5 protein-coding genes are annotated in these 12828 nt (G+C 66.7%); 3 read left to right on the top strand and 2 right to left on the bottom strand.

Annotation, left to right across the window (positions count from 1 at the left end; all coding sequences use genetic code 11):
• Positions 1–46: 46 nt before the first annotated feature.
• Together J6595_RS18760 and J6595_RS18755 are read right to left on the bottom strand one after the other, a co-directional pair.
• Positions 47–6313, bottom strand: a complete 6267-nt coding sequence (locus J6595_RS18760) for a translocation/assembly module TamB domain-containing protein (protein WP_209596579.1) — start codon at positions 6311–6313, stop codon at positions 47–49.
• Positions 6313–8259, bottom strand: a complete 1947-nt coding sequence (locus J6595_RS18755; protein ID WP_245198850.1) for an autotransporter assembly complex protein TamA — start codon at positions 8257–8259, stop codon at positions 6313–6315. Before J6595_RS18755 ends, J6595_RS18760 begins: the two co-directional genes overlap by 1 nt.
• Positions 8260–8896: 637 nt before the next feature.
• Here J6595_RS18755 and J6595_RS18750 point away from each other — a divergent pair.
• The 3 genes from J6595_RS18750 to J6595_RS18740 all read left to right on the top strand — a co-directional run bounded on the left by J6595_RS18750 (position 8897) and on the right by J6595_RS18740 (position 12810).
• Complete coding sequence (locus J6595_RS18750; RefSeq protein ID WP_209596577.1) at positions 8897–9385, top strand: (2Fe-2S)-binding protein; 489 nt, start codon at positions 8897–8899, stop codon at positions 9383–9385.
• A gap of 113 nt (positions 9386–9498) precedes the next feature.
• On the top strand, positions 9499–11844 hold the full coding sequence (locus J6595_RS18745) for a xanthine dehydrogenase family protein molybdopterin-binding subunit (RefSeq protein WP_209596575.1): 2346 nt from the start codon (positions 9499–9501) through the stop codon (positions 11842–11844).
• A 159-nt stretch (positions 11845–12003) separates the two neighbouring features.
• A complete protein-coding gene (locus J6595_RS18740; protein ID WP_209596573.1) occupies positions 12004–12810 on the top strand; it encodes an FAD binding domain-containing protein in 807 nt (268 codons plus the stop codon).
• Positions 12811–12828: the final 18 nt, after the last annotated feature.

The following is a 12828-nucleotide window of genomic DNA, read 5'->3' as shown; positions in this document are numbered from 1 at the left end:
CAATTGAGCGGACTACGTCTGAGAGGCTGGGCGCTTCCCGGTCCCCTCAGAACTCGCCCTCGTAGAACACGCCGACCTCGCCGCCGCCCTGTGAGGTGACGGCGCCCTTGGCTTTCAGCCCGCCGCCGAGCTTGAGCTCCAGAGATACGCGGCCGGTGGAATCGACGCCGAGATAGGTGTTGTCGTTGAGATATTTGCCGACGCCCACGGCGGTCTGTCCGTCGGAGGTGGTGGAAATGTCCAGGCTGTCGACGCCGAGCTGGGAGCGCAGATTGTCGAGAAGGCCGGTGGAGCCGCCGACGCCGGCGAGGGTCGCGGCCGCTTCGGCGAGCTGAGCGATCTGCAGCGGGGAGAGGTCCGAGGTTCCCTGGCCGAAGATCAGCCGCGCCAGAACCTCGTCCTGCGGAAGCGCCGGATTGGACGAAAAGCTGACCGATGGGTCGTCCGCCGGTCCCGTCACGGTGACGTAGACGGTGACATCGTCGACGGTCGAAGTCGCCTCGAGATCGAGGGTCGGGATCAGATTCCCGGTGAAGCTAAGCGTGCCGCGCTGGAAGGTCAGCTGTTTTGCGAGGATCTGGAAGCGTCCGCGCACCAGCTCGAAGCCGCCGACGATGGACAGGTTGGAGGCCGGGCCGCTGATGCTCAGCGAGCCGCCCAGTTCCAGATCAAGGCCGCGTCCGCGCACGAAGACGCGGCCCGGCGCGTTGAAGGTGATGTCGAGATTGATGCCGCCACCGCTGGTTCCTGCGGCCTTCTTCGGGAAGAGTTCGCGCTGCTGCTCGATGACGGCGGGTTTGGCGTTGCGGTGGGTGACGTCGATCCGGGCGAGCGAGCTCGGCAGCTTGTCCGGCACGATGATGTCGATCTTCTCGGCGTTGATCGTGCCGGCAAGGGTCGGTGTCGCGGTCAACGGGCCGGTCAATGTCAGATCGGCCGACAGCCGTGCGGCGATCAGCTCGCCATCATTGTAGCGGGCCCTGTCGGCGCGGATCGTCAGGTCGGCCGGGAACTGGCCGGTCAGGCCGATCGTGCCGCCAATCGTCACGGTCCCGCCCGACGAGATCTGGGCGGTGAAGCTCTGGATCGTCGCGCTGGTTCCGTTCAGGGCGATCGTCGTCGTGATGTCGTTGAGGGCGACGTTGAAGCCGGTATCGACGAGCCGCGCGCCCGCGACGCGGACCGTGCCGTTGACGTTCGGCTGCGTCGCCGGGCCGGTGATCCGCGCGTTGACCTGGGCCGTGCCCTGGACCGAACGGCCGCCGTCGGCGAGGATCGGATTGGCGAGCGACAGGGGCGCGGTGCCGTTCGCCGAAAGATCGAGGCTCGGCGTTCCCGCAAGGCCGACGGAGCCGTTCACCGCAAGGGCGATCCCGCTGCCCGAAAGCCGGGTGTCGGTGGTGACGCGGTTGCCGGCATACTGGCCGCTGGTCGTGATCTGAAGGCCGCCGACGCCGGCGCCGCGGGTCTGCTGGATCGACACGCCCGAGGCGGTGATGTCGTATGTCACCTGCGGATTGCTCGGCGCGCCGGTCGCCTTCACGGTTCCGTTGATCGTGCCCTGCGGGGCGAGGCCGCCGGCCGCAGCGCTCGCGATCGAGGCGGGAAGGCCGCGGATTTCAGCCGTGAGATCGAGGTTGCTCTGGCTGGCGCCGCCGGTGACGCGAATGGTGCCGCCGCCGATCCGGACGAGCGCCTGGTCGAGGGAGAGGTTGCCGCCCTGATATTGGCCGGCAAGGTCGGCGCTGAGGGCAGGAGCGCCAGCCGCCCGGCTCTGCGCGACCGAGACATTGGCCGCCTTCAGGTCGAAGCGCGCGTTCGGATTGGAAAGCGAGCCCTGCGCCCTGGCCGTGCCGGAAATCGTGCCCTGCGCGCCGAGGTCGCTGACGAAGCCGTTGGCAAGGCCCACCGGCAACTGGTCGATGGTGACGTCGATGTTCAGCTCCTGGCCGACCGTGCCCTTGGCCGTCAGGCTGCCCCTGCCGACGACGACCTCGGCATTGGCAAGGTTCAAGCTGCCGTTCTGGTAGCTGCCCGCGATGTCGGCGGTGAGCGGCGGCGTGCCCGATTTCGCGATCTCGGCCGTGGTGATGCCTGTGCCGGAGATCGAGAATTCGGCCGAAGGGTCGGAGAGCGAGCCACGGGCCGTGGCGTTGCCGGACAAGCTGCCCCGGGCCCCGAGGCCGTCGACGAAACCGTTGGCGAGGCCCGCAGGTATCTCGTTTGCGGTGACGTCGAGGTTCAGCTCCTCGCCGACGGTGCCCTTGGCCGACAGGCTGCCGGAGCCGACGGTGACGTTCGCCCGGTCGATCGTCGCGGTTCCTCCTGCATAGGAGCCGGCGGCATCGAGGCTGAGCGGCGCGACGCCGGATTTTGCGATCTGATCGGTGGTGATGCCTGATCCCGAGAGCTGGAAGGTCGCGTTCGGGTCCGACAGCGAGCCGGTCGCCCGGCCGGTGCCCGAGACGGTGCCCTTGGCATTCAGCCCGTCGACGAAGCCGTTGGCGAGGCCGACGGGGAGGGCGTCGAGGGCGAGATCGACGTTCAGCGCCTCGCCGATCGTGCCGCTTGCGCGCAGCGATCCCTCGCCGACGTCGAGCTTGGCGGTGTCGAGGCTGAGCGTGCCGTCGCGATAAGTGCCGGCGGCGTCGAGCGACAGCGTCGGCACGCCGCCCTTGGCGATCTGATCGGTGGTGATGCCGCTGCCGGTGACGTCGAAGCTTGCCACGGGGTTTTCGAGCGTGCCCGTCGCCTTGGCGGTGCCGGAGACCGTTCCGGTGGCGCCCAGCCCGTCGACGAAGCCGTTGGCGAGGCCGACCGGCAGGCGGCTCATTTCGGCGGAGACGTCGAGGGTCTCGCCGATCCGGCCGGCAACGTTGAGCGAGCCGTCGCCGACATTGACGACGCCGGTCTCGATATTGGCGGTGCCGTCGGCATAGCGGCCGGCGAGACGCAGATCGAGCGGTTTGACGCCGGACCTGGCGATTTCGTCGGTGGTGATCCCGCTTCCCATGATGTCGAAAGTGGCGTTGGGATCGTCGAGCGTGCCGGTCGCGCTGGCCGAGCCGGAGACGATGCCCCTGGCCGAAAGGTCGGGAACGAAGCCGTTGACGAGGCCGACGGGAAGGTTCTCCGCACGCGCCCGGACGTTCAGCTGCTGACCGATGGTGCCGGAGGCCGTGAGCGAGGCCGTGCCCACCTCGACGATGGCGTTGGAGAGCGTCAGCGTCTCGTTCTCGTAGGAGCCGGATGCGTCGAGCGACAGGGGCTCGATGCCGGCGTCCTTCACCGCCGTCGCGGTGATGTCGCGGCCGGTGAGCGAGAAAGTCGCGGCAGGCGCGCTGGTCGTGCCCGAGACCTTCGCCTCGCCCGACAAGGTGCCCGAGGCGTCCAGTCCTTCGATGAAGGCGTTGGCGATCGCGACGGGGGCCTGTATCAGATCGACGGAAAGGTCGATCGCATCGCCGACCGATCCGGTCGCCGAAAGCGAGCCGTCGCCGAGGTCGAGCCGGGCGGTCTGCAGTTGCAGCGTTCCGCCGCCATAGCTGCCGGCGATCGTTCCGTCGACCGGTGGCGTCGCCTTGCCGCCGGCGCGGGTGGCGACGATTTCGCCGAGCCGCAGGTCGAAGCGCGCGTCCGGATCGCTCGCCTGCCCGCTGACGGTCGCCGTGCCGTCAAGCGTGCCGGCAAGGGCGAGGTTCGGCACGAAGGGATTGGCGACGGCGGCCGGAACGTTTTCCAGCCGCGCCGACAGATCGATCGTCTCGCCGGCCGAGCCCGTGGCGGTCAGCCGCCCGTTGCCGATGTCGAGCGCCATGTTCGAGAGGGAGGTGGTGCCGGAGGCGATCCTGACACGTGCCTCCTCCTGAAGGGAGACCGCAGCATCGGGGATCGCCGCGGTCAGCTTCTGAAGGGCGACGAGTATTTCGTTCGGCCGGAAGGTGGCGTTGCCGGCCAGAGCGACGGGTATGCCGTTCATTCGGGCGGTCGCCTCGACGCCGGCCGTCTCAGGGCCTTGACGGGACAGGTCGATGGCAAGCTGCGAGACGTCGATGCCGCTGGCGCTGATCGCGCTGGCGGTGACGGTGCCTTCGGGGATCGGAATGCCGAGATAGTCGTAGACCGAAAGATCGATCTTCGCGCCGGAGAGCGTGTTGCCGGAAACCGATACGCTCGTTCCGGTCAGGTTCGGCTTGGCGACCGGGGTTCCGTCGGTGAGAACGTCGAAGCCGAGCGTTCCGGTCACGTCGCCGCTGGCGGTGAGACCGCCGAGGGCGGCGAGCGCCGCGAGATCGTCGAGCTTCACGTCGAGCGTGCCGATCGGCAGGACGTTCTGGGTGAGCTTCAGATCGCCGGTGATGCTGTTGGTGCCCTGGCGGATGACGATCCCGGAGACCTCGGCCTCGCCATTCGTCTGGCCGGCGATTTCCGCTTTGCCTTCCAGAGGCTTGCCGTCGATGACGCCGGAAATGTCGATGCTGCCCTTCGGAGTTCCCGATTGCAGCGTGCCCGCGATCTTGACGCTGAGATTGGCGAGTTCGCGGCCGTTGATCGACAGGCCGTTGCCGTCGACGGTCATATCGACGTCGGGCGCGGCAGACGGCCCGCTGGCGGTCAGCTGGAACGTCGCCGCGCCGGAGAGCTGCTGGCTGACACTCCCGGCATTGGCGAGCCGGCCGGAAATGTCGGCCGAGACCGTGTCGCCCGCGAGCGAGGCCTGGCCTTCGATCGAGAGGTTGTCACCATCGACCTTCAGGCTCCGCGCGGCAAGGGCGCCATCTGCGCTGCGGGTGAAATTGCCGGAAACGCTGGTTCTCTCGCCGGCGATCGGGACGAGGCCGGCCGAAAGCGCCACCGTCCGGAAATTGGAATCGAGTGTCAGGTCGAAGGTCGAGAAGTTGAGGGCGGCGGAGCCGGTGACGTTGAGATTCGCGGTGTCGGTCGCAAGCGTCGCTGGATCGAATTTGAGGCCGTTCGCATTGAGGGCGCCGCTGCCCGAAAGCTTGATCGGCCCATCGAGAAACCGCTGCTGGACACCTTCCGGGGCTTTCGCCGAGGCGGCGCTCGCCGAAAGCTGGAACGGGCCGGTGAGGCCCGTGATGTCGAACGACTGGCTGGTCACCTCGGCGCCGACATTGTTGGCGGCGTAATCGGAATAGACCGCCTGTGGAAGGCTCGCCTTGATGGTGATGGCTGCGCTCGACAGGGCGCCTTGCAGCGCCGCGTCGAGGTTGGAGATTGCAATGTCGATCGGCGTCTCGTCGGTCCCGAAGGAGAGGGCGATCGGCCCGCCATCGGGCGCGCTGAGGCTCAGCGAGAGGTCGTTGCCCGAGCCGGACGGATCGACGGCACCGGTTGCCGAGAGCTGCAGCGCCCTCGACGCGAGCGTGCCCTGCTCGATGCGATAGGTGCCGTCGTCGTTTATCTCGACCGTCGCGTCGAGATTGGCGCCGCCCTCGACATAGCGCTGGTAGGCTTCCGGCACGAAACGCTCGGCCGCGACGTTGAGCGACAGGGCGGTCCGGTAGGCGGCGTCGAGGCGATCGACGCGGGCGGTCAGCGTGGCAGCCTGCTGGTTGTCGACGGAGAGCGCCCCGTTCGCCATGAAGCCGGACAGAGGGCCCGAGCCGTTGACAGTGAGCTGGACGGGCGGGGCGCCCGGAATACCGAGAAGCGACGCGACGAGGCCGCCCTGGGGCTCGCTCGCATCGACATTGACGACCAGCTTGTTGTCGTCCGGCGCGAAATCGACGTCGAAGGCGATGCGGCCCGGCGCGTCGAGCCGCTCCACCGTCGCCTGGGCGGCGATCTGCGTCGGATCGGAATTCAAGGTCAGGCTGGCATTCGCCTTCAGCCGTGCCTCGGTTCCGGCGACCGCCGCGCCGAGGACGAATTCGTCGATGGCGATCTCCTGGATCTTGGCGGTGATGGAGGGCAGCGAGAAGCCGCCGCCGCTGTCCTGGCTTGCCGGCTGGCCCGTCGGCAGGCGCTGCAGGACGATCTGGCCGGCGGTGAGCCTTTCGATCGAGACGTTGGAGCGCACCAGCGCCAGCGGCGACCAGTCCATGGCGAGATTGCTCGCCGTCAGGAACACGCCCTCGGGGTCGGAGACCGTGACCTTCTCGATACGGATCGCGCCGGTGAGGGCGCCGGAGAGCCCGTCGATCTTCACCTTCATCGTGTCGGAGGAGATCAGGTTCTCGATCTGGGTAGCGATGAACTGCTGCGCGCTCGCCGGCCGGCTCGCCGGCAGAAGCGCGGCGACAGCGAGGAAGAGCGTCAGAGCGAGAGCGGCGAGGCGTTCGGTTCTCATCAGAAGGCCTGTCCGATACCGGCGTAGATCTGGTAGCTCGCGTCCTTCGGCCCCGGATCGAGCGGGATGCCGACGTCGATCCGGATCGGGCCGAAGCTGGTGAGATAGCGGGCGCCGACGCCGGCACCGAGCTTGAAGTTCGAAAAATCGGGGACGAGCTTGTTGGAGACCGTGCCGAAATCGAGGAAGGGCACGATCTGGATGTTCTCGGTGATGCCGATGCGGGCCTCGACCGAGCCGTCGAACAGGGAAAGGCCGCCGGTGGGCGTGTCGGTGAAGTCGGAATTGTAGCCCGAGCCGGCCGGCACGGTGTCGGGGAAATAGGGCCCGATCGACTGAAATTCGTAGCCGCGCACGGAGCCGCCGCCGCCGGCGTAAAAGCGCCGGTCGTTGGGAATGTCGAGAAGATCGGCGCCGAAGACCGTGCCGTAGCCGAGCCGGCTGGCAAGAACCAGCCGGTCGCTTTCGGTCAGCGACAGATAGGCCCTGCCGTCGAGCCGCGTCTTGACGAAGGGCGTCGATGTGTTGAAGCCGTAGGACGGCTCGGCGAGGGCCTGCAGATAGAAGCCTTCGGTCGGGTTCAGTTCGTTGTTCCGCCCGTCATAGGTGTAGGTGATCGGCACCGATCCGATGAGATAGTCGCGGGTCCCGAGATAGTCGGTGATTTCCTCATATTCGGCTCTGAGGCTGACATTCAGCTTCTGCTGCTTGTCGATGTCGTATTCGACGCCGCTCGTCGCCGCATAGCTGGTGCGGTCGTAGGCGAGCGGCTGCTCCCGCTTGATCTCGAGCGAGCCGATATAGACGGAATCGGGACCGAGGACGCCGGGCTTCTTGAAGACCAGCGAGCTCGAATAGTCGATGCCGTCGATCGGCCGCGGCTCGTCGGAGATCGTCGAGGCGCCGATGCGTGAGACCGAGGCGTCGAAGCGAAGCGATTCGGCCCGGCCGAAGAGATTGCGGTAGCCGACATAGCCGTTGGCACCGGCGCCCTCGGTGTTGGAATAGGTGGCGCCGACGCCGTAATAGCCGAACTTGCGCTCGCCGACCTCGATCTGCACGGGCAGGCTGCCGTCCGGCGCCTGGCCCTTGGCTTCCTTCACCGTGACCGAGGAGAAGACGCCGAGCTTCAGAAGACGGTCGCGCGCATCGGCCAGCTCCTGCGGCGAGAAGACTTTGCCGGCCTCGATGCCGGTCATGTAGGCGATGAAGCCGGGATCGACATCCTTCTCGCCGTCGATCCAGATATCGCCGAACGGGACGCGGGGGCCGGGCTCGAGGGTCGCTTCATAGTCCAGCCGGTCGGTCGCCGCGTCCGCGATGATCTCGCGACGGGTCACGGCGACGAAGGGCCGGCCGTCCTGACGCAGCTTGTCGAACATCTTCGCCTCGGCCTCGAGGACCTTGGCCGAGCCGGCCTCGCCGCCCGGTTCGAGGCCGTATTCGGCGGGATCGACCGGTATGGCGGGCGAACTGACGGCGATGCGGCCGAGGGTATATTTCGGCCCGGGCCGGACGCGGATCGTCACCGGCACAGGTCTTGCGGAAAAGGTTGCGTCCGGCTGCAACGTCGTGATGTCGCGGCCTTCGATGAAGATGTCGACGAGGCCGTCGTAGCGCGCCTGCTCGAACAGGGCGGCGACGAGCCGCTTGCGGTCGGTCTTCGCCTTGGAAAGCAGGCCGAGAGAGCCCGAAACCGGCTTTTCCTGATCGCTGACGAGGCTGGAGGCGGTATTGAGCGCCTCCTCGAGCGAGCCGTCATCGTCCGGCGCCGGTGCCAGAGTGAGCGTGACCGTGTAGTTCAGGGGATCGATGACATCGACGGTGGAATCGGCGCTTTCGAAGAACTTCATGCCGAAGATCTCGAACGCACCGGCCGAGGGCGTCACCGAGATCGCCACGGCAATCGACAGACAGATTGCGGTCAGACGACGAAATCCGGGCAAACGCTTACATCTCCTGGCCAGCGGTCATGCGGAGGGTGAAGCGCCGGCCGTCATGGCTCGGCAGGGCCCTGCGGCCCCTCCCGAAAAGTTTCGCTCCCCCCTTCAGGTGGCGCTAAGGATGCCGGGAAATGATAAAATAACAACTACGGCCCGCTGACAAACCGGCATTTCGGCAGCGCCCAAGCGTCGATTGAGCGCTTGCTGTGCCGATGCGACAACAAACCCCGACCGAAGTCGGACTTACTGTCGCAGCTGTGGCTGCAGCCGGTCAATTCGCTTGCCCGTTGCCGTCGGGTGACAGGGGGGGCTCGGCGACCCGTAATATCTGCCGATCCTGGGGCACAGTGGCTGGATTGCCGGCGCTCGTGACCAGCCGATCTTGCGCAAGAGCGGTGCTGCCCTGGTTTCGGCGGGGAGGCGACGTGCGGCCGGCAGGGCTTCCCGAACCCGGCCGCGTCGCGATGCCGGCGTGATGTAGAATGAATCTTAAAAGCGCTTGAAGCCTCGATCACAAAGGGGCACTCTCCCGCCGGGCCGCCCTCTCGGCCGCGCCGATTTGGAGGTCGGCGCAGAGCGGCAAAAGCCGTGCGAGGGATCGAGGCCGGTTCGTCCGGTCGCAGAGTTTTAGGAGGAGCGTATGACGGACGTAACCATCACCGTGAACGGGCGTGAGATGAAGGGCTCGGTCGAGAACCGGACGCTCCTCGTCCAGTTCCTTCGCGAGCATCTCGGCCTGACCGGCACCCATGTCGGCTGCGATACGTCGCAATGCGGCGCCTGCGTCGTGCATCTCGACGGCAAGGCCGTCAAATCCTGCACGATGCTGGCTGTCCAGGCGTCCGGATCGAGCGTCACGACGATCGAGGGCATCGCCGAGGGACAGGAGCTGCATCCGGTTCAGGCGGCGTTCCGCGAGCATCATGGGCTTCAGTGCGGCTATTGCACGCCCGGAATGATCATGACGGCCGTCGACATGATCAACCGGCACGGTTCGTCCCTCGACGAGGAGACGGTGCGTGAGGAGCTCGACGGCAACATCTGCCGCTGCACCGGCTATCACAACATCGTCAAGGCGATCCTTTCGGCCGCCGGCGCTGCGCAGCCGCAGGCCGTGGCGGCCGAATAAGCCGGAGCTGCGCCGGGTCCACACCGGTTCGCGGGGCATGAGAGATTTCGACTGCAATCGTGGTCTGCGCCGTCCGGCAGCAGACCCGAGCGAGTTTTCAGGGAGGAATGATAATGGGCGTTGAAGGTATCGGCGCGAAGGTTCTTCGGAAGGAGGACCGGCGCTTCATCACCGGCCGCGGTCGCTATGTCGACGACATGAGCGTTCCGGGCATGAAATATGCCGCATTCGTGCGCTCGCCCTATGCGCATGCGAAGATCAACGGTCTCGACACCAGCGCGGCCGAGGGAATGCCGGGCGTGATCGGCATCCTCAACGGTCAGCAGCTGCAGGGCGACGGCATCGGAAACCTGATCTGCGGCTGGGCGGTTTCGTCGAAAGACGGCACGCCAATGAAGATGGGCGCCTGGCCGGCGCTCGCTTCGCAGACCGTGCGCCATGTCGGGCAGGCGGTGGCGATCGTCGTCGCCGAGACGCAGGCTCAGGCCCGCGACGCCGCCGAGGCGGTGATGGTCGACTACGAGGAATTGCCGGTCGTCACCAAGGCCGTCGAGGCTCTGAAGGATGGCGCGCCGCAGCTTCATCCCGAAGCGCCGGGCAATCTGATCTTCGACTGGGAGCTCGGCGACAGGGCGGCGACGGACGAGGCCTTTTCCAAGGCCGCCCACGTCACCCGGCTGCACATCCACAACAACCGGCTGGTACCCAATCCGATGGAGCCGCGCGCCGCGCTCGGCCATTACGATCCGGCCGAAGATCACTATACCTGCTGGACGACCTCGCAGAACCCGCATGTCGCGCGGCTCGTCATGAGCGCCTTTTACAACGTCGCGCCCGAACACAAGCTGCGGATCATCGCACCCGATGTCGGCGGCGGCTTCGGCTCGAAGATCTACATCTATCCCGAAGAGATCGTCTGCCTCTGGGCCTCCAAGCGCACGGGCGTGCCGGTGAAGTGGACGTCGGACCGGTCGGAGGCGTTCCTGACCGACGCCCATGGCCGCGATCACGAGACCGATGTCGAGATGGCGCTCGACGCCGACAACAAGATCCTCGCCCTCAGGGTCGAGACGGTCGCCAATCTCGGCGCCTACATGTCGCTGTTCTCGTCGGCGACCCCGACCTATCTTTATGCGACGCTTCTGTCGGGCCAGTACGACATCCCGGCGATCCACGCCAACGTCAAGGCGGTCTATACCAACACCGTACCGGTGGACGCCTATCGCGGCGCCGGACGGCCGGAAGCGACCTATGTCGTCGAGCGGACGATGGAGACGGCGGCGCGCGAACTCGGCATCTCGCCGGCGGAGTTTCGTCGCAAGAACTTCATCCGCTCCTTCCCGCACCAGACGCCGGTGATCATGGCCTATGACGCCGGCGATTTCGACGCGACCCTGAATGCCGGCATGGAGGCGGCCGACGTTGCCGGCTTCGACGCCCGCCGCGAGGAGGCAAGGTCGCGCGGCAAGCTGCGCGGGCTCGGCATGAGCTGCTACATCGAGGCCTGCGGCATCGCGCCGTCGAAGGCGGTGGGGTCGCTCGGCGCCGGTGTCGGCCTGTGGGAGTCGGCGGAAGTCCGGGTCAATCCGGTCGGCACGATCGAGATCCTCACGGGCTCGCACAGCCACGGTCAGGGCCACGAGACGACCTTTTCCCAGCTCGTCGCCGAACGCTTCGGCCTGCCGGTGGACAACGTCCAGGTCATCCATGGCGATACCGACAAGGTGCAGTTCGGCATGGGGACCTACGGATCGCGCTCCGGCGCGGTCGGCATGTCGGCGATCCACAAGGCTCTGGACAAGGTCGAAGCCAAGGCCAAGAAGATCGCCGCCCATCTGCTCGAGGCCGACGAGGGCGACATCGTCATCGAGAATGGCGAAGTGAAGGTGGCCGGCACCGACAAGAAGCTCGGCTGGCACGAGGTCTGTCTCGGCGCCTATACCGGCCACAACCTGCCGGACGGCATGGAGCCGGGGCTGAAGGAGGGGGCGTTCTACGATCCCACCAACTTCACCTTCCCGGCCGGCTGCTACATCTGCGAGGTTGAGGTCGATCCCGAAACGGGAACGACGCAGATCATCCAGTTCGTCGCGGCCGACGACTTCGGCCGGGTGATCAATCCGATGATCGTCGACGGCCAGGTGCATGGCGGGCTCGCCCAGGGCATCGGCCAGGCCTTGCTCGAAGGCACCCATTACGACGACGCCGGCCAGCTTCTGACCGCGTCCTACATGGACTACGCCATGCCGCGCGCCTGGGACCTGCCGATGTTCAAGGTCTCGACGCACGAGACGCTCTGTCCGGGCAATCCGCTCGGCATGAAGGGCTGCGGCGAGGCCGGGGCGATCGGCTCGCCGCCGGCCGTGATCAACGCCATCACCGACGCGATCGGCAATAACGAGCTGACCATGCCGGCTACGCCGGAGAAGGTCTGGAAGGCGCTCAGCGCCGTCGAATAGCCGCGGGTTCTTCCGCCGTCCGGCCGCCGCATCGATGCGTGGCCGGACGTGCCGGCCATAGGTCGGGGACGCCGCCCCGCCTTGTCGTTCAGTCAGCGCATGATCATCTCGCAAAGCCGCTATCGAAGCGATCGGGATCATGCTCCAGGAGGCATTAAGATGTACGAGACCAAATATCACCGCCCCGTTTCGCTGCCTCAGGCGGCGAAGTTCGCGGCCGACCATGGCGACGAGGGCAAATATCTGGCGGGCGGCATGACGCTGATCCCGACCATGAAGCAGCGGCTTGCCGCGCCCGAGGCTCTGATCGACCTTCGCCACGTGCCGGGCCTCAAGGGCATCAAGGTCGAGGGCAAGTCGATCGTCATCGGCGGCGGCATGACCCATTCCGACGTCGCCATGAGCGACGAGATCAAATCCGTCTGCCCGGGTTTTGCCGATCTCGCCGGTCTGATCGGCGATCCGGCGGTCCGCCACATGGGAACGGTCGGCGGCTCGGTCGCAAATTTCGATCCGGCGGCGGATTATCCCGCGGCGCTTCTGGCGCTCGGCGCAACAATCCGCACCAACCAGCGCGAGATCGCGGCCGACGACTTCTTCGTGGGTCTCTTCGAGACCGCTCTGGAGGACGGCGAGATCGTCACCAAGATCGCCTTCGAGGCGCCGGATGCCTGTGCATACGAGAAGTTCCGCAACCCGGCCTCGCGCTATGCCATGTGCGGCGTGTTCGTCGCCAGGCGCGGCGGCGACGTCAAGGTCGGCGTGACCGGCGCTGGCTCGGAAGGCGCCTTCCACTGGAGCGAAGCGGAACAGGCGCTGTCGTCGAATTTCGCCCCAGAGGCCGTCGACGGTCTGACGATGCCCCAGGACAACATGATGTCCGACATTCACGGCTCGTCGGCCTATCGCGCCAATCTCGTCAAGGTCGTCACCAAGCGCGCCGTGAAAAAAGCCCTCGGCCACTGACACGGCTCGAAGCGACTT

This window comes from Jiella mangrovi (assembly GCF_017815135.1).
GTDB classification, from domain to species: Bacteria; Pseudomonadota; Alphaproteobacteria; order Rhizobiales; family Rhizobiaceae; genus Jiella; species Jiella mangrovi.
The sequence above is the reverse complement of the archived record's forward strand: the minus strand, read 5'-3'. Positions and strand labels throughout refer to the sequence as shown.